This is a genomic window from Aequorivita marisscotiae (genome assembly GCF_029814825.1).
Taxonomy (GTDB): Bacteria; Bacteroidota; Bacteroidia; order Flavobacteriales; family Flavobacteriaceae; genus Aequorivita; species Aequorivita marisscotiae.
In genome coordinates this window covers 1,153,940-1,173,107 of sequence record NZ_CP122379.1, presented here as the reverse complement: position 1 = coordinate 1,173,107, position 19,168 = coordinate 1,153,940, and the positions used below count along the sequence as shown (strand labels likewise).

15 protein-coding genes and 2 tRNA genes are annotated in these 19,168 nt (G+C 37.2%); 13 read left to right on the top strand and 4 right to left on the bottom strand.

Going from position 1 to position 19,168, the window contains the following annotated elements; genetic code table 11:
* The first annotated feature begins 26 nt into the window (after positions 1-26).
* Positions 27-443 carry a hypothetical protein gene (locus QCQ61_RS05470; RefSeq protein WP_279449766.1) on the top strand — a complete coding sequence of 139 codons (417 nt, stop codon included), beginning with the start codon at positions 27-29 and terminating at the stop codon, positions 441-443.
* Between the two features lie 389 nt (positions 444-832).
* On the opposite strand, the gene feoB is transcribed toward QCQ61_RS05470, so the two are convergent.
* The 3 genes from feoB to QCQ61_RS05455 all read right to left on the bottom strand — a co-directional run bounded on the left by feoB (position 833) and on the right by QCQ61_RS05455 (position 4,015).
* On the bottom strand, positions 833-2,932 hold the full coding sequence (gene feoB / locus QCQ61_RS05465; RefSeq protein ID WP_279449765.1) for a ferrous iron transport protein B: 2,100 nt from the start codon (positions 2,930-2,932) through the stop codon (positions 833-835).
* A gap of 64 nt (positions 2,933-2,996) precedes the next feature.
* Positions 2,997-3,224, bottom strand: a complete 228-nt coding sequence (locus QCQ61_RS05460) for a FeoA family protein (protein ID WP_279449764.1) — start codon at positions 3,222-3,224, stop codon at positions 2,997-2,999.
* Positions 3,225-3,349: 125 nt separating this feature from the next.
* Complete coding sequence (locus tag QCQ61_RS05455; RefSeq protein WP_279449763.1) at positions 3,350-4,015, bottom strand: SCO family protein; 666 nt, start codon at positions 4,013-4,015, stop codon at positions 3,350-3,352.
* Between the two features lie 170 nt (positions 4,016-4,185).
* On the opposite strand from QCQ61_RS05455, the gene QCQ61_RS05450 reads away from it, so the two are divergent.
* The 10 genes from QCQ61_RS05450 to QCQ61_RS05405 all read left to right on the top strand — a co-directional run bounded on the left by QCQ61_RS05450 (position 4,186) and on the right by QCQ61_RS05405 (position 15,367).
* Positions 4,186-6,117 (top strand): M1 family metallopeptidase, encoded by a 1,932-nt coding sequence (locus tag QCQ61_RS05450; protein ID WP_279449762.1) that lies wholly within the window; start codon positions 4,186-4,188, stop codon positions 6,115-6,117.
* 275 nt (positions 6,118-6,392) lie between these two features.
* Positions 6,393-7,718 carry an RIP metalloprotease RseP gene (gene rseP, locus QCQ61_RS05445; RefSeq protein WP_279449761.1) on the top strand — a complete coding sequence of 442 codons (1,326 nt, stop codon included), beginning with the start codon at positions 6,393-6,395 and terminating at the stop codon, positions 7,716-7,718.
* A 253-nt stretch (positions 7,719-7,971) separates the two neighbouring features.
* Complete coding sequence (locus QCQ61_RS05440) at positions 7,972-8,559, top strand: RNA polymerase sigma factor (protein ID WP_279449760.1); 588 nt, start codon at positions 7,972-7,974, stop codon at positions 8,557-8,559.
* The gene (locus QCQ61_RS05435; RefSeq protein ID WP_279449759.1) at positions 8,546-9,280 is read left to right on the top strand and encodes a hypothetical protein; all 735 of its coding nucleotides are present in this window, start codon (positions 8,546-8,548) and stop codon (positions 9,278-9,280) included. The genes QCQ61_RS05440 and QCQ61_RS05435 overlap by 14 nt, the downstream gene beginning before the upstream one ends.
* A 115-nt stretch (positions 9,281-9,395) precedes the next feature.
* Positions 9,396-9,469: transfer RNA gene (locus QCQ61_RS05430), tRNA-Asn, on the top strand.
* Positions 9,470-9,702: 233 nt separating this feature from the next.
* A complete protein-coding gene (locus QCQ61_RS05425) occupies positions 9,703-10,692 on the top strand; it encodes a DNA topoisomerase IB (RefSeq protein ID WP_279449758.1) in 990 nt (329 codons plus the stop codon).
* Positions 10,693-10,919: 227 nt separating this feature from the next.
* Complete coding sequence (locus tag QCQ61_RS05420; protein ID WP_279449757.1) at positions 10,920-12,194, top strand: ribonucleotide-diphosphate reductase subunit beta; 1,275 nt, start codon at positions 10,920-10,922, stop codon at positions 12,192-12,194.
* Positions 12,195-13,985 carry a ribonucleoside-diphosphate reductase subunit alpha gene (locus QCQ61_RS05415; RefSeq protein WP_279449756.1) on the top strand — a complete coding sequence of 597 codons (1,791 nt, stop codon included), beginning with the start codon at positions 12,195-12,197 and terminating at the stop codon, positions 13,983-13,985.
* Between the two features lie 181 nt (positions 13,986-14,166).
* A tRNA-Arg gene (locus QCQ61_RS05410) sits at positions 14,167-14,238 on the top strand.
* Between the two features lie 253 nt (positions 14,239-14,491).
* Positions 14,492-15,367 carry an SdiA-regulated domain-containing protein gene (locus QCQ61_RS05405; RefSeq protein ID WP_279449755.1) on the top strand — a complete coding sequence of 292 codons (876 nt, stop codon included), beginning with the start codon at positions 14,492-14,494 and terminating at the stop codon, positions 15,365-15,367.
* A 2-nt stretch (positions 15,368-15,369) separates the two neighbouring features.
* On the opposite strand, the gene QCQ61_RS05400 is transcribed toward QCQ61_RS05405, so the two are convergent.
* The gene (locus QCQ61_RS05400; protein ID WP_279449754.1) at positions 15,370-16,317 is read right to left on the bottom strand and encodes an NAD-dependent epimerase/dehydratase family protein; all 948 of its coding nucleotides are present in this window, start codon (positions 16,315-16,317) and stop codon (positions 15,370-15,372) included.
* A 115-nt stretch (positions 16,318-16,432) separates the two neighbouring features.
* Between QCQ61_RS05400 and QCQ61_RS05395 the strand changes: the two genes are divergently transcribed.
* Both QCQ61_RS05395 and QCQ61_RS05390 read left to right on the top strand, forming a co-directional pair.
* Complete coding sequence (locus QCQ61_RS05395) at positions 16,433-17,023, top strand: hypothetical protein (RefSeq protein ID WP_279449753.1); 591 nt, start codon at positions 16,433-16,435, stop codon at positions 17,021-17,023.
* Positions 17,024-17,098: 75 nt separating this feature from the next.
* Positions 17,099-19,165 carry a M13 family metallopeptidase gene (locus QCQ61_RS05390; protein ID WP_279449752.1) on the top strand — a complete coding sequence of 689 codons (2,067 nt, stop codon included), beginning with the start codon at positions 17,099-17,101 and terminating at the stop codon, positions 19,163-19,165.
* Positions 19,166-19,168 lie beyond the last annotated feature (3 nt).

Here is a 19,168-nt window from a genome sequence, read left to right as displayed (position 1 = left end):
TTTAAATTCGAAAAAAAATAAATACAATGAAAAATTCACTGTTAGCTATACTTATTCTTTTTTCAACATTTGCCTTTGCACAGGACGATGCTGCTGAAACTCCTAAAATTGCAGTAAAAGTACCCAAAGGAGAAACTGTTGTTTTAAAAGGCATTTCAATAAAATTTTTGGAAGTGGTAGAAGATTCTCGCTGCCCAACGGGTGTAGATTGTATCTGGGCCGGACGTGCGAAAGTAAAAGTTGCCGTAACGGCAAACGGGAATACCGAGGAAAAAATATTAACTTTTGGCGAAACTAGATCTGGCGAAGCGAAGAATACAAATATATTCAGCTCCAAAGAATTTGCAATTAACGGTTTAAAACTAAATCCTTATCCAACTTCAGAAGATGCTGGAAAAGAGAAAAAATACGTATTGTTAATTTGTGAAGAAAAGAACAAATAATCAGTGGCAACCACAGTCTCTTTTGCCACATTTTGTTTTTCCGCCATCCAAAGTGCCACTTGAGTTTTGGCGCGATTCAAAAATAGGGTTCCAAACAAACTTTTTAAGTAAAAAGCCTGCAGCGATTGAAAAAGTTATTAAAACTAATATTGTTTGCATAGTGCAAAGATACTCAATACCCTTCTATTTTACAACGAGGAAAATACTGTTGAATAAAAAACAGAAAGTTTAATGGAAACTACAACTACTGCAATCTGAATGGTCTCCGGGCTTATTTTTTATTCCACTTTTACTAGTTTTAAAAGGATTCCAAATAAACTTAGTAATCATATAAAATACGGCCAAAGCGAATGTTATTAAAACTAAAATTGTTTGCATAATAAAGCTATTTATTTTAAAAATTGATATGCTGCCAAGGATACTACATAGGCGATAACGGTCATAACAACCAACTGCCACATAGGCCATTTCCAGCTATTTGTTTCGCGTTTTACAATTGCTAGGGTACTCATACACTGCATTGCAAACGCATAAAATAACAAGAGCGACACACCACTGGCAAAATTAAACAACGGCCCTCCCAAAACAGGATTTACTTCGGCGGCCATTCTACTTTTAATAGTTTGTTCGTCGTCGTTGCCCACACTATATATGGTGGCGAGGGTTCCTACAAATACTTCGCGTGCAGCAAAAGAGCTAACCAGTGCTATTCCTATTTTCCAATCGTAACCCAGAGGGCGCACTGCGGGCTCAATGGCATGACCAATATGGCCTATGTAGGAATGCTCCAGTTTATACGAATCTATGTGCATTTCAATTTCTTCTTCTGAAAGATTTTGCGAAGCGTATTCAGATTTAATAATTTCTTCGGCATTATTAAAATTACCCGGTCCGTAGGAAGCTAAAACCCAAAGTATAACTGAAATAGCAAGAATTATTTTTCCGGCTCCAAAAACAAATGCTTTCGTTTTTTCAACAACGGTTATGAATACATTTTTTGGCAACGGAAGTTTGTAATTGGGCATTTCGACCACAAAGAAACTCTTAGAGCGTATTTTTAATATTTTATCCAGAAGATATGCCGAAAAAATTGCAGCTCCAAAGCCCAAAATATACATAAACATAAGGGTAAGCCCCTGTAAGCTGAAAATTCCCAAGACACGGGTATCGGGAATTACCAAAGCAATAATAATTAAATACACTGGCAAACGCGCCGAACAAGTAGTAAAGGGCGTAACTAAAATGGTTATTAAACGTTCTTTCCAGTTTTCAATATTACGAGTGGCCATAATTGCAGGAATGGCGCAAGCGGTACCAGCTACCAGTGGCACAACACTCTTACCGCTCAGCCCAAAGCGACGCATTAGTTTATCCATCAAAAAAACAACGCGGCTCATATAGCCGGTTTCTTCCAAGATGGAAATAAAGAGAAATAGAAAGGCGATCTGTGGAATAAATATTACTATCCCTCCCAATCCTGGAATTATTCCTTCGGCTATTAAATTAGAAAATTCTCCCGCCGGCAATGTAGTTTTAGCCCATTCGCTCAAAGAGGCAAACGTTTGGTCTATAAAATCCATAGGGTATTCGCTCCAATCAAAAATAGCTTGGAAAATAAGGAGTAAAATTCCAAAGAAAATAACGTAACCCCATACTTTATGGGTTAATATACGGTCTAGACGACTGCGTAAATCTTTGGCGTTTGCCGAATCTATATGAAGGGTTTGTTTTAAAGTTTCGTTTATAAACTGATACCGAATAATGGTTTCTTTTTGCTGAAGCCGTTTTAAATTGCTCTTTGATTCTGTTTTAAAGGAAACCACTCCCTTTAATTCATTTCGGTCTAACTTTCCGAAGTTAACGTCCTGGGTTATAACCAACCACAATTTGTAAAGATCCTGATTTGGGAATGCCTTGCGCAAACGGTCAAAGTATTCAGGAGAAATACTACTGGCATTTAAACACGGCTTTGTGGAAAGCTGATTGTAATTTTCAATTAATTCTTTTAAATAATCGAATCCTAGATTTTTCCGTGAGCTTATAAGCGCAATTTTTGTCTGTAATTTTTCTTCGAGCAGCGGCACATCCAGCGATATTGCTTTCCGTTTCATGCGGTCAGACATATTAATGGCTAAAATGGTAGGGATGCCCAAATCTTTAATTTGGGTAAATAATAACAAATTGCGTTTTAAATTTTCTACATCGGCAACCACAACGGCAACATCGGGAAAATCTTTATCGTTTTTGTTGAGTAATAGTTCAATTACTACATTTTCATCTAAGGAGGAGGCATTTAAACTATAAGTACCTGGCAAATCTAAGACGTGTACTTTACACGCACGGCCAAATTTGCACGAGCCTTGTTTTTTTTCTACTGTTATTCCGGGATAGTTACCCACTTTTTGGTTTAGTCCCGTAAGCCTATTAAACACAGATGTTTTTCCGGTGTTTGGGTTTCCAATAAGTGCTACATTTATGTGTTTTGCCATATTTTGACTTCGCTCAATAACCTAAATTAGGCTCCGCTCAAAGACAGCGGAATATTTTAAAAAATTAAATCAGTTCTATTTCAATCAAACAAGCCGTTTCTTTACGAATGGCAAGATGACTTCCGTTTATGTTTAAATAAAGCGGATCGTTAAAAGGCGCAATTTGTACTAGACTCACCTCATTACCGGGCAGACAGCCCATCTCTAATAATTTTAGGGGTACTACATCTACGGAAAATTCTTTAATAATGCCCCGTTGACCTTTCTTTAGTGAAGCAATCGTAATTGCCATATTTTTATTTAGATTGAGTTTAAACAAGGCAAAAGTAAGTGTTTTAATTTAGAAAGAAGAATTCGTGATTAATAATTATTAAACCCGACTAGCACAAAGCCGCAACCGGCACTTACCCTTACCGCTTAGTCTTCCTGTTCCAGTACTTTAATATCGTGAAGGAGTGATTCTATGGCTTCGGGATCTGTTCCGTCATAAAATCCGCGAATGCGTTTCTTTTTATCTACCAAAACAAAGTTTTCGGTATGTACAAGATCATTTTCCTGAAAAGGAACGTCCTTCGCAGCTAGGTACGATTTTCGAGCCAGATTATATATTTCCTTTTTGTCGCCGGTAACCAAGTTCCATTTATCATCATTCACTCCTTTTTCCAAAGCGTATTTTTTTAATTGCGGCACGCTGTCTATTTCAGGTGTTACCGTATGGGATAACAAAAGAACGTCGTGGTCGTTTTTGAGTTTTTCCTGAATTTCAACCATATGATCGGTCATTATTGGACAAATTGTTTGGCAGGTTGTAAAGAAAAAATCGGCAACGTAAATTTTATCTTTGTAATCGTCTTGCGTAATGGTCTTTCCGTTTTGATTTATTAAACTAAAATCTGCAATGGTATGATATCTTTTTACATATTGAAGTGTACTATCTACAAGCTCTGCCGAAACATCGGCCGGTTGAAATATTTTTAACGATTCCTTCGGCTTCATTATTTGATAAATCGCCGTTATAATAATGGCAGACAGGATAAATAAAACAATTGCGAAGAATTTATATTTACGGAAAAAAGAAAGCATTGCGTTAAATTTTAGACTCAATTTCTATATTCGAGAGCAAAAATAGTCTCTAAATTCATCAAAATGAATACATTTAACATTCAGAATTATTCTACTGAAATATTTCATTTCAACGCCTCATTTTTAAGAGATACGTTGTTGAAATTATTAAATTAAAAAATTATTTTAAAATGAAAACACTTCTACTCCCCGCCTTACTACTTATCTCACTTGTATCCTTTTCACAAAATTTTCAAAACGAAGACATTAGCGAAGCCGAAGCTAAAGCAGCAACTGGCTGGTTTGGAAAACCAGTAAACCTAAACACCGGTAATTACGACCTTAAATACCACAGATTAGAATTTAACATAGACCCACAGCAGGCATTTATTTCGGGTAAAGTTACCTCGCATTTTGTAGCAAAAGAAGATTTAAACACTGTAACCTTTGAACTTGTAGATAATATGACGGTATCGCAAGTTACGCAGCGCGGCACCCCACTAAGTTTTACGCAAAACAACAACGACGAAGTTGTTATTACCTTACCGCAAATGCAGGCTACTGGCGTTTTAGACTCGTTAGCAATAAGCTACTCGGGCAATCCCATTAGTTCCGGTTTTGGATCTTTTGAAATAGACACCCATAACGGCGACCCCGTAATGTGGACTCTTTCAGAACCTTTTGGCGCAAAAGCTTGGTGGCCGTGCAAACAGGATTTGAACGACAAAATAGATATGATAGACGTTTATATTACCACGCCAAGACTTAATCCTTCAAATGAAGAGTATATTGCGGTTGCCAACGGTTTGGAATTAAGCCAGACTATAAATGGAAACACTAAAACCACCCATTTTAGGCATCAATATCCTATTCCGGCTTATTTAATTGCCATTGCTGTTACCAATTATTCGGTTTATTCGCATACCGTTGCCAATAATGGGAATCCGTTTGAAATAATAAATTACATCTACCCCGAAGATCTTTCGTATGCACAATCGCGTACGCCCGTAACGGTAGATATTATGAATCTGTTTTCAGATCTCTTTGAACCCTATCCCTACGCCAGCGAAAAATATGGTCACGCCCAGTTTGGTTGGGGCGGCGGGATGGAACACACCACAGTTTCGTTTATGGGCAGCCTTGGACGCGGATTAATTGCACACGAACTTGCTCACCAATGGTTTGGTGATAAAGTTACGTGTGGTAGCTGGCAAGATATTTGGCTTAACGAAGGTTTTGCTACTTATTTGTCAGGGTTGGTGGTAGAAGATTTTGACGGGAGTACAGATTTTAGAGCTTGGAGGCAGGACAAAATTTCTTCAATTACCAATTATCCCGATGGTTCTGTTTATATACCCGCCCAAGATACCACTTCAGTAAACCGTATTTTCAGCAGCAGGTTAAGTTATAACAAGGGAGCGATGGTGCTGCATATGCTTCGCAAGAAATTGGGCGACGCCGTTTTTTATCAAGGATTAAAAGATTATCTCGCTGACCCTCAACTTGCTTATGGGTATGCCAAAACTGGCGATTTAATAAGAAATATGGAAACCGCCAGTGGCGCTAATCTTTCCGAGTTTTTTGATGATTGGGTATATGGCGAAGGATATCCGCGCTACACAATTACGTGGAATCAAGTAAATTCTGGAAGTATTTATGTGAAGATTTCACAAACTCAAAGCCATTCTTCCGTTTCGTATTTTGATGCGCCGGTGCCATTACGAATTAACGGAACACAGGGCGAAGTACTAGATATAGTTTTAGACAATACCACAAACAACCAAACCTACCAGCCAGCGGTAAACTTTACGGTACAAAGTGTGCGTTTTGATCCCGAATACGATATAATTTCAAGAAGCAACAATGTAATATTGGGTACTGAAAATTTCGCTTTAGAACAAAAAATTGTTGTTTATCCCAATCCAACTTCGGGAATTATTACTCTTGAAAAACCCGCATATTTAGACGTTCAGAAAGTTGAGATTTATAATTCGTTAGGGCAAGTTTTATACGCCGAAGCATTTTCAAAAACCATAAATGTATCAAAATTTAACACTGGAATATTGTTTCTTCGCTTAGAGACTTCGGAAGGCGTAATAAACAAGACAATAGTAAAAAATTAATTTTACCGTATTACTAGCTAGAATTTTTCTGCAAAACCACTGCTGTAATCACATTTTTATTTTTACAGTTATATATTAAATACATCATAAATAAGCGGAACACACCCGCTTATTTTTTTTGCTAGTTGTAAAAGAGTACTTTTGTGCGATTTTTTATTGAATCGGTTAATTAATTATCGGAACCAAAAAATTACTGACAATTTTAAATTTGGCGCGTTTTTAGCGAAGCCAGCTTAAAATTTGACACTTTTATTAAAATTTCTAGTTAAACACCTATGACTCCATTTGCTGTAAAAGCCATACAATTACTTGTAAGTTTATCATTGTTAATCGTACTTCACGAATTAGGACACTATATACCCGCAAAACTTTTTAAAACCAGAGTAGAGAAATTCTATCTTTTCTTTGATGTAAAATTTTCACTCTTTAAAAAGAAAATTGGCGAAACCGTTTACGGAATTGGCTGGCTCCCGTTGGGTGGTTATGTAAAAATTTCTGGAATGATCGATGAGAGCATGGATAAAGAGCAAATGGCTCAACCCCCACAACCATGGGAATTTAGAAGCAAACCGGCTTGGCAACGATTAATAATTATGCTCGGGGGAGTTACGGTAAATATTATTGTTGGTTTTGTAATATATATGGGTATACTTTATGTGTACGGAAGAAATATTACCACTAACGAAGATTTACCCCAAGGTTTTGCAGTTACTGAACAATTTAAGGAATATGGGTTTCAGGACGGCGACCAGATTTTAAGTATTAATGGCGAGCCATTAGACGATGTTTTAGAAATAAACCGTTATATTTTTGTTCGCGATGTTTCAAACGTAGAAGTAAAACACGCAGACGGCAGCGTTGAAATTGTTAAAGTACCAGAAAACGCTGGCTCCAAAATGTTTGAAAGCGGTATTATGCCTGCATTTAGTCCGAGACAAGAAATATCGGTTGACTCGGTATTTGGACCTGCCAAAAAGGCCGGCTTATTAGCAACTGATAAAATAGTTTCAATCAATGGAAAAACAGTAGAATACCGCGATGAATTTCAACGTATAATTGATGAAAACAAACTTGAGGCTAAACAAATTGTTTTTTTAAGAGGAAACGCAACGGATACCCTAAATATTACTCCCAATGAAGACGGATTTATAGGAATAGGATATTCTAACGAAAAAATAATATCGCAACTAGGAAAAACTAAAATAGATTACACTTTGGGCGAAAGCATTGTTGGAGGATTTGGTTTTGGCTATAATACTCTAAAAGACTATGTAGCCCAGTTTAAGTATGTTTTCACCAAAAAAGGAGCTACACAGGTAGGTGGATTTGGAGCAATTGGCAATCTATTTCCGGGTGTTTGGGACTGGCAAAGCTTTTGGGCAACCACTGCCTTGATTTCTATTATATTAGCGTTTATGAATATTCTTCCAATTCCCGCCTTAGACGGGGGTCATGTTATGTTCTTATTATACGAAATAGTTACTGGAAGAAAACCCAACGATAAGTTTATGGAATACGCCCAAATGGTCGGATTCTTTCTACTAATCGCGCTCGTGTTATTTGCCAACGGGAATGACATCTATCGCTGGCTGTTTGAATAAAACGGTATCAACTTCTAAAAAAATACTTCGCTTCCACAACGAAGTATTTTTTTTTATGATAATTTTTTGATGACATTTCAACGGCTCTTCCGATGAGGTTATAATGGCAATGTATTTTTTTGGAATCAAGGGCGCAATAGTAACTCGTAAAACAGTTCATTTAAACAAAAAAAAGCGCCCGTTTATCCGAAACTGCCAAAAAATTTAGAGCGATTGTATTTTAATTGTATCTTTCTGTATTGTTTTATAACCAATGCATACAAGAAACGGAATAAATTTATACGATTTGCCAATTACAGAAGTTGTTGCGCTCATAAAAAATAATGATGCCAACACATTAAAAAAACTGTATGTACATAACTACCCTAATGTACGGCGTTATGTACTTAAAAATAGTGGTAACGAACATCAAGCAAAAGATGTATATCAAGAAGCATTTGTAGCAATGTGGCGAAATATTAAAGATGATAAATTTTCTGCTAAGAACCCGAAAATAATTAATGGGTATCTATTTCAGATTGCCAAATACAAATGGCTAGACCACGTACGATCTGTAAAATACAAAAATACCACATTTATTAATCGCGAAATAGAATCTGTTGAACCGGACCTTGAAATTGATACAGATAAAAATGAAAAAATAAATACAATAATGCACTGTATTGGCAATCTGGGCGATCGTTGTAAAGATTTATTAAAGTTGTTTTATTTTGAAAGAAGAACGTATAAAGAAATAGCTCAAATTTTAAAAATAGACGAAGCTTCAGCGCGTAATGCCAAGTATCGATGCCAAGAACAGTTAAAAAAAATGACTCAATCCCCCCCCAATGGAAACACATAATAATATAACAAACAATCAAGAAAATCAAGAGACGATAGATGCGTACTTATTAGAAAGTATGGATGCTAAAACACGTGCCCAGTTTGAAGAAAAAATGAAAAATTCCCCAGAATTCAAACAGGAAGTAGAAGAACAAAGAGCCGTAATGCAAAGTGTTGAAGAACTAAATCTCATAGAATCTTTAGACGGTTTTCACCAAGAAATTCAAGAAAAATCTATTAAAAAGTGGGTTACTCCAGGCCTGTTGGCAATTGCAGCTTCCTTGTTACTTTTAATTGCCGTGAGTACTTGGGCTATTTTTTTTCACGAAAATTCGTATGATCGGGTTTTTGCAACCTACTTTAAACCAGACCCCGGACTCCCAACAACTATGGGAACAAATACAGACTATCAATTTTACTTTGGAATGGTAAATTACAAACGTAAAAATTATTCTGATGCCATTGCTAGCTGGGAACCACTATACGCTGCAGAACCAGAAAATGATACGTTGGTATATTTTCTGGGAGTAGCAAATTTGGCCAACGACAATCCCCGACAAGCTGAAAAATATTTTCAAATAGCCGAAAAAATTTCTGAAAGTGCTTTTTATGAAGAAATAAGATATTATTTGGCACTTACACTTCTTAGAAAAGACGAATTACAGGAAGCCAAATCGGTACTCAAGCAAAGTAAATCGCCCGCCAATAAAGCGCTACTAGCCGAATTGCAAAGTCTTTAACCCATAGACACTCGCTGTACTTCAAAAAACATTCAATATAATTATTGATAAAGTTTCAAGTTTATTTTGATGGAATTAAAAAATAGACATATATTTGCAACCGCTAACGCAAAATTCCTCCTTAGCTCAGTTGGTTAGAGCATCTGACTGTTAATCAGAGGGTCCTTGGTTCGAGCCCAAGAGGAGGAGCTTAGTTAGAGAAAGCCTTCACAGAAATGTGGAGGCTTTTCTGTTTTGGGCACTTTTAGCTTGGGTATACGTATAAATTTTACAACCGTTTTTTAAAGAAGGTATAAAACAAATTCTGCCAAACACTTAACCGCTACACAAACCTTTGCGTTACAGACTCCTTAAAAAATCTTAAGAAGAATATAAAGTTACAACGGTCAAACTGTTTTTGTTCTATTTTTAAAGAAAAAACAATGTACCATAGAAAAAGGCACGGCAAAGGTTTTACATATAAGTACGAAAATGGAGCAACTATTAAAGATAAATCTACGCGCAAGTGGATAGAATCTCTTATTATCCCACCCGCTTGGACAGCCGTAGAAATAAATGAAAACAAAAATGCAGACCTATTGGTTACAGGTCGCGACGATAAAGACCGAAAACAATACATTTACCATCCCAATTATATAGAAAAGCAGAATTCCAAAAAATTTGACCGTATTGTAGATTTTGCAAATCAATTAGAACACATGCGCCGGGTAACAGGACAGCATTTGCGAAAACGTAAGTTAAATAGGGAAAAAGTTTTGGCCACCATGCTTCGTTTATTAGAGACTGCCTTTTTTAGGCCCGGCAGCGAAACCTACTCCAAAGAAAACGAAACCTATGGCCTAACAACATTGCGGTCCAAGCATTTAACCATTAATGGAGACGAAATAATTTTTAGCTACAATGGCAAATCTGGACAAGAGCAAGAAAAACAAATTGTAGATAAAAAGTTAGCCAAGATTGTTAAAGAGGTAGATAGCTTGCAAGGCTATGAGGTTTTTAAATACCTGGATGAAAATAACAACATCATAGACGTTAAAAGCGACGACCTGAACGCATATATCCGCGAGGTGATGGGCGACGAATTTTCAGCAAAGGATTTTAGAACGTGGGCCGGAACCATGATTGCCGCAATTGCACTCGACGAACTTGGCGTAGTAGATAAAAAGGATCAAAAATTATTAGACAAAAATATAAAGGAGGCTGTAAATCGTGTTTCAGAAAAACTTGGAAATACGCCTTCCGTTGCACGCGACTCGTATATAGACCCCAGGGTTATTGACGATTATACCAAAGGAAGAACCCTAAAATATTTTGAAAAGGAAATAAACAAATTGCTTACGGAAATTGAAAGCCTTTCAAAAGAAGAAGTCGGAGTGCTGTGCATGCTTCGCAATCGATTAAAAAAGAAATAACACCAGCTAGTTTCTAAATAAAAAACCAAAGAAAAACACCTTACGTAAGCCTTGCTAAAACACTAATATATGCAAGGTTTTGCAAATTACCTCACACCCAATTCTTTCCGTTTATTTAAAATTGTTGATAATCATTTAACAACATAATCTGGGTTGGATGAAAACACATTGATATAATTTTCATCTTTATACTTCAAATTTATTTCTAATTTTTAGTTCGCATTTCCATGGAAATTACCCACGTTATTAAAAGAGATTTCACCACAAAACTATTTCATTTACAGAAAATTACCGATGCAGTTTTAAAGGCAATGACCGCTGCAAAACACGGTAGTTTAGAAGATGCACAACGGATATCAGAAAAAGTTTATGCTGCCCTACTCGACCGAAAAAATCAAGACAGTAAATATATTCCTACAGTAGAGGAGGTTCAGGATTTTGTGGAAACTAAATTAATGGAAGGCGGTTTTTTTGATGTTGCCAAAGGATATATTCTCTATAGAAATCAACAAACCCAAAAACGAAAACTCAATATTTTTGAAAAACGCATAAACCTAAAACCATACGAATATCCCGCCTTGTACGAATATGTACCTGCCATCAGACACTCATACTGGATACACACAGAGTTTAATTTTACGAGCGATATCCAAGATTTTAAAACCAGACTAACCAATGTAGAACAAAGCGCTATTAAAAACACCATGCTTGCAATTTCGCAGATTGAAGTTGCCGTAAAAAGCTTTTGGGGCGACATATACCACCGTATGCCAAAACCCGAAATTGGTTCGGTAGGAGCAACATTTGCCGAAAGCGAAGTTCGCCATCACGATGCCTACTCGCATCTCCTCGAAATTTTGGGTTTAAATGAAGAATTTAAAGACCTCAAAAAAAAGCCGGTCATTATGATGCGCGTACATTACCTTGAAACCGCACTCAAAAATGCTAAAAGTGAAGACAATAAAGAATATGCCGAATCTATATTGTTGTTCTCTCTTTTTATTGAACACGTTTCCCTCTTCTCCCAGTTTTTAATCATTATGGCTTTCAACAAGCATAAAAATATGCTTAAGGGAATTTCAAATGTGGTTGAAGCCACTTCAAAAGAAGAACAAATACACGGAGATTTCGGAATAGATATTATTAAAATTATAAAAGAAGAAAACCCAGAGTGGTTTGATGAAAGTTACAACGCCATGATTCAGGAAATCTGCAAGGAAGCCTTTACTGCCGAAAGCAGAATAGTAGATTGGATATTTGAAGAAGGCGAATTAGATTTCTTGCCGAAAGCAGTTGTAAACGAATTTATAAAAAACCGATTTAACAATTCGCTTGAAAGCATCGGAATTGAAAAAATATTTGAAATAGACGAAACCCTCTTGGCACAGACCGAATGGTTTGACGATGAAATTATCGGTACCAAACACGGTGATTTTTTCGTAAAACGCTCCATCAATTACAGTAAAAGAACTCAAAGTATAACCAGTGATGACCTTTTTTAAATGAACGAACAAAATCTAAACCTCGACACACAGACCACAAAAACAAATTCTGAAGCCAATAATCTTGTAAACGCTCGAAAGGAAGCGCTTCATCAGACCGAAAAAAACGAACCAAAAGGCTTTGAATGGCTTACGGAACACAGCCGTAATTTTTTGGCTTCAGGCTACCTAACTCCAGGTGTAACCGCAGAAGAACGAATTCGCGAAATAGCAGATAGAGCAGAGAAAATACTCGGTATTCCTGGGTATTCAGATAAATTTTACGGTTATATGTCTCAAGGATTTTTCTCTCTTGCCTCGCCTGTTTGGTCTAATTTCGGAAAAAAAAGAGGATTGCCCATTAGTTGTTTTGGCTCACATATAGACGACGATATGGGGAACATTCTATATACACAATCTGAAGTGGGCATGATGTCTAAACTCGGAGGTGGAACCTCTGGTTATTTCGGTAAAATTCGTCATCGTGGGGCCGAAGTAAAAAATAATGGACAAGCTTCGGGGGCAGTACATATCATGCAATTGTTTGAATCTATGGTCGATGTAGTTAGCCAAGGTTCGGTAAGACGCGGTCGTTTTTCTCCTTACTTACCTGTGGAACATCCAGATATTATGGAGTTTTTAGAAATAGGTACAGAAGGAAACCCCATTCAGGAACTAACCCATGGGGTTACCGTAACCAACCAATGGATGGAAGAAATGATTGCCGGCGATGTAGAAAAACGCTCCATTTGGGCAAAAGTGTTACAGCGTAGAGGCGAAATGGGCTACCCGTACATTTTCTTTAAAGACAATGCCAACAATACCGCTGCAGATGTTTATAAAGATAAAAAACTGCCTATCTATGCCAGTAATCTCTGCACCGAAATAATGTTGCCGTCTAATGACGATTGGTCGTTTGTGTGCGTACTTTCTTCGGTTAATTTGTTGCATTACGACAAGTGGAAAAATACAGATGCCGTAGAAACAATGGTATATTTCTTAGATGCAGTAATAACCGAATTTGTTGAAAAACTAGAAGCGTACCGCGATTCTGAAAGCAGAGAAGACAAACAAACTTTCCTGTTTATGGAACGGGCCTATAATTTTGCCAAAGACAACCGCGCTTTGGGCTTAGGAGTTTTAGGGTGGCATTCTTTATTACAATCTAAAATGCTGCCTTTAAATAGTGCGGAGGCATACGACCTAAACAGCGAAATATTTAGAGTTATTAAAGAAAAATCGTACAAAGCTTCGGAAGAATTGGCAGAAAAATTCGGCGAACCAGAAGTGCTTAAAGGCTATGGCAGGCGGAATGCAACCTTAAATGCGGTTGCGCCAACAACTTCGTCGGCTTTTATTTTGGGTCAGGTTTCACAAGGAATAGAACCTATATGGTCTAATGTTTATGTAAAGGACATTGCCAAAATAAAAACCACGATTAAAAATCCATTCTTGGAACAATTACTGGAAGAAAAAGGATTCAATACACTTGAAGTTTGGCGAAACATTCGCGATTATGACGGCTCTGTTCAGCATCTTGATTTTTTAACCGATGAAGAGAAAGATGTATTTAAAACTTATTCGGAAATAGATCAAATGGATTTAATTTACCAAGCTGCCAACCGTCAAAACCATATAGACCAAGGACAGTCCGTAAACATTATTGTACATCCAGAAATGCCAGTAAAAGAAATTAATAAAATACACGTTACAGCTTGGAAATTGGGATTAAAGTCATTGTATTACCAACATAGCATGAATGCCGCCCAAAAATTTGCGCAGAAAAAAGACTGTGCAAGTTGCGAAGCGTAAACTTTTAATCGCAAATACTTTAATATAAAACAGGTTTCGGCATTGCTAAACCTGTTTTTTTATTTTGAATTATTGAAGAAGTAGGTTTAATTCATAAAGCAAACAATCTAAATTTATTTAAATTTGCAGTGAATTCTTTGGCTTCAAAATACAACGCACCTCATAAGCCTTGAAGTTTTAGGGTCCCATAGTTCAAGGGATAGAATAGGAGTTTCCTAAACTCTAGATCCAGGTTCGAGTCCTGGTGGGATCACTAGTAACACACCCTAGTTTTGCTTAGTTCAGTTTGAATACCTTTTTCACTTTTAAGAATATATCTTTTTACTTTAGCCCGTACAGGTAAATCCAATTAAGGCACTTAATTACCCACAGCATAACGCAAATGTGATAAACTTTACCATCCATTTCATCAATCACAAACAATAGATTATTACTTTTTATAATAATTTTAAGGAGTGTCCAGCATTATTTCATTTAATTTATACCGTTGTATTATATATTGAATTATGAGAGAAAATAAAATAGCTTTTTTAATTATTGTTGGAGTTTTGGCGTTTGTTGGGATACTTTGGTACGCCTTTGAAAATCCAGCACTCAATCCTCGATTGGAAGAAGAAACCTATACCATTATACGCAAATGGGACATGCCTTTGGAGTTAAATGAAATTAGTGGCATTCGATGGATTTCAGAAAACAGAATTGCCGCCGTGCAGGACGAAGAGGGAATAATTTTTATTTATAACCTTAAGACAAATCTTGTAGAAAAAAAGATTTCCTTTGGAAAATCTGGAGACTACGAAGCAATAACCACTACAGATAGTGCCGCATATGTAATGGAAAGCAGCGGCCGCCTTTTTGAAGTAGAAGGTTTTTTAAGCGATACTTTCACCACAAATGAATATCAAGTGCCTTTTTCCGGCAGAAACAATATGGAATCATTGGTTGCCGATACCCTTAAAAACAGACTTCTTTTTACTGTTAAAGACAAGGATCCCAACAGCGAGGCATATAAAGGAATATATGCGTTCAACCTAGAAACTAAACAAACAAGTAGCTTGCCTGTTTTAAAAATTCCTTTAGATAGTTCCATTTTTAAACCGAAGGATGCCGATGACGATGTTGAAGCTTCAACTAATTTTTTCCCGTCAGATATGGCAATTCATCCTAAAACAGGACACTATTATATTCTGGAAGGAAAATATCCGCAGATGTTAATAATGGACAGTCTTGGAAAACCGTTAAAACTGCACAGATTATACAAAGAGTCCTTTGCCCAACCCGAAGGAATTACATTTGCTCCCGATGGCACACTGTATATTTCCAATGAAGGAAAAAATGGTACCGCCAATATTTTGGAAGTAATATTTAACGAGGATAAATAACCCTAATATTTATCGTTTAGGTTTGTAAGCATTATTTCGGTCATTTCATCTAAAGAAATTTCGCTTTTCCAACCCCAATCATCACGTGCTTCGCTGTCATCAATACTTTGCGGCCAGCTATCTGCAATGGCTTGTCTAAAATCTGGCTCATAACTTATTTTAAACTCAGGAATGTGCTTTTTAATACTTGCAGTTATTTCCTCAGGATTAAAGCTCATGCCCGAAAGATTGTAAGCATTCCGCGTTTTAATTTTTTCCGTATCGGCTTCCATAATATTTACAGTGGCTTTAATAGCGTCGTCCATAAACATCATAGGCAAGGTAGTTTCAGCATTTAAAAAGCAAATGTATTTTTTATGTTTTAATGCTTTGTGATAAATATCTACCGCATAATCTGTAGTTCCGCCTCCTGGTAGGGTTTTGTAGCTAATGAGCCCCGGATACCGAACGCTACGTACATCTACCCCGTACCGCTTAAAATAATATTCGCACCAACGCTCACCAGTTTGCTTGCTAATTCCGTAAACAGTACTCGGCTCCATCACGGTGCGTTGCGGCGTATCTATTTTAGGAGTGGTTGGACCAAATACAGCTATACTTGAAGGCCAAAATATCTTTTCAATTTTTTTATCTTTTGCTAAATTCAGCACGTGAAAAAGTGAATTCATATTTAAGTTCCAACCCTTCATCGGAAATTTTTCGGCAGTGGCCGATAGCATCGCAGCCATTAAATAAACGTCTGTTATTTCGTATCTAATTACTACTTCCTGAATAGCGTCGTAATTCATAGCGTCCAAAATTTCAAAAGGTCCGCTCTGCATAAGCTCTGCCTCGCCTTCTCTTATATCGCTCGCAATTACTTTATGATTGCCAAATTTTTCGCGTAAATAAAGGGTTAATTCAGTACCTATTTGGCCACAGGCGCCTATAATTAAAATCCGTTTTTTCATGAGTTTAATGTTCAAAAATGAAGTGTAAAGATACGTATTATGAGTTCTTTCAGCGTTAAAAAAAAGATATGCCATTTGGTTAATAACCAGTATCTTTGTGACCCTTTTATTTTTTATGAAGATTTTAATTCCACTTTTAATGGTTGTTGGTTTTGTTTTTTCCTGCGGAAATAATTCCGAAGAAAACTTAGCTGAAGTTCCAAATAACGACGCATCAATTATTTTTGGCAATAAAAACCATGCCTTCCCACAACTCTCTGAGCCAGCACAAAAACAGGCGGTGCATTGGGGCGTTTTAGAAGATTTTCTGGCCGAAGCACAAAATGCAAACGGAACTAACTACCAAGATTTGCGAAACCGATCGGAGCTTTTAAACGAATACGCCGATTCGCTTTTTAAAAAAATTCCAGATACGCTAAATACCAAACCCATCCACAGCCGGTTAGTAGTGTTAAAAACCCGAACAGCGCTGCTTTCTCAAGTTTCGCATCAAGCAACTATCGATTCGCTAAAGGTGCAACTATCCTTAGAAGAAATGAATAGTGCGGTAAAAGATTTAATAGTACAACTAAATGAAAAGTTTCAAAAAGATAAAATAGACTTTTCAAGAAAAGAAGACGAAGAAAACGAATTAAAAAAACAACAACGCACCAAAGATTCCATTTTCAATTTGGAGCTTCAAGATAAAAAAAATAAAAAAGTGTAACATACCCACTTAAAAGGCAACTTATACTTTCAGAATAATTTTAAATCAACAATTACTTTAATCTAAAATAATAAAATGAAAACCAATTTTTTAAAACCCGTTGTGGCTTTTGCAGTTATTGCAGTCGCCACAACCGCTTGTAAGGAAAAAACCGAAGTGGCCGTAACAGACAACGAACCACACGGAATTATTCTCGCAAACATGGACACCACCGTAAGTCCAAAAGACGATTTTTACAATTACGTGAACGGAAACTGGATGAAGAACAACGAAATTCCAGACGATGAAACCAGTTGGGCAGGCTTCACTATTTTGCGCAAAAAAACCAGTAAGGACATGCTGAATATTTTAGCAAAAGCCAAAGAAAGCGGTAAATACGCCCCCGATACCGATCAAGCCAAAGCGTTAATGATATATGAGTCAAAACTGGACTCGGTTGCTAGGGACAAAGCGGGTATTGAACCGCTAAAACCAGCGCTCGAAAAAATTGCCGCTATGAATAGCATGGAAGATTTTCAAAAATTAATGGCGGAAGATGCCGTTGCAGTTTCACAACCATTTTTGGGGCTTGCAGCATTTTCAAACCCAAACAATAGTGCTATAAATTCAGCCTATATTACCCCTGGAAATTTAGGCCTGCCAGATCGCGATTTTTATACTAATACAGATCCTGCTTCGGTAAAAATACGTGAACAATATGTAGATCATATTACGAGAATGCTTCAGTTTTTGGGCGATACTGAAGAAGCTGCCCGCGAGCAGGCAGAAACTATTCTAGCTTTTGAAACTAAACTTGCCTCTCCGAGATTAGATAAAGTAGCGAGCCGCGATTTTAGAAATTTCAACAATCCAAGAAGTATTGAAGAATTGCAAAAAATGCTACCACAAATTAAGTGGGAACAAGCTTTTGAGCAAATGGGCATCGATAAAAAACTGGACACTGTTATCGTAATGCAGCCAAAATATATGGAAACTTTAAAACAAATGTTTGCCAACCCAGATTTAGATACCTGGAAAACCGTGATGCGTTGGTCTACCTTAAACAGTTCCGCAGGAATGTTAACCACTGAAATTGAAAAGGCAAATTTTGATTTTTATGCTACAACCTTAAAGGGCACCAAAAAACAAAAACCAGCAGATGAACGTGCTCTTGCCACCGTTAATGGAAGCGTAGGCGAAGCTTTGGGTAAACTTTATGTAGATGAAATGTTCCCACCAGAAGCAAAGGCTAAGGCAGAATCCATGATCGAAAATGTAATTGCAGCCTACAAAGACCGCATTAATGCCTTAGAATGGATGAGCGATAGCACTAAAGTGAAAGCCATTGAGAAGCTTGATAAATTCACCGTAAAAGTAGGGTATCCAGACAAATGGAAAGATTACTCCTCTATGGAAGTAAAACCAGAAAACACCTATTATGACAATATGGTTGCGCTGCAAACTTGGAATCTTAAAGATAACCTTGAAAAAATAGACGAGCCTGTAGATCGTACAGAATGGGGCATGAGCCCACAAACCGTGAATGCGTATTTCAATCCTTTTAATAACGAAATCGTTTTCCCAGCTGCAATTCTTCAGCCGCCTTTCTACGATTATAAAGCAGACGAAGCAGTAAATTACGGTGGAATTGGCGCAGTAATAGGCCACGAAATTTCACATGCTTTTGACGATAGCGGCTCACGTTTTGATGCTAACGGAAACCTGGTAAACTGGTGGACAGATACCGATCTTAAAAACTTTACCGAGCGTGGTAATAAACTTGCAGAACAGTACAGTAATGTAGAAGTTTTGGACAGTGTTTACATCAACGGACATTTTACCCTCGGTGAAAACATCGGTGATCTTGGCGGGGTACTTGGTGCTTATGATGGCTTACAACGTTTTTACAAAGAAAACGGACGTCCTGATAACATAGACGGTCTAACACCAGAGCAACGCTTTTTTATGAGTTGGGCAACCGTATGGCGCACAAAATCGCGCGACGAGGCATTGCGTAACCAAGTAAAAACAGATCCGCATTCTCCGGGTATGGTTCGTGCTACACAGCCTTTACTAAACATTGATGCGTTTTACGAAGCTTTTGATATTAAGGAAGGCGACCCTATGTATCTTGCGCCAGAAGATAGAGTGCGTATTTGGTAGTTT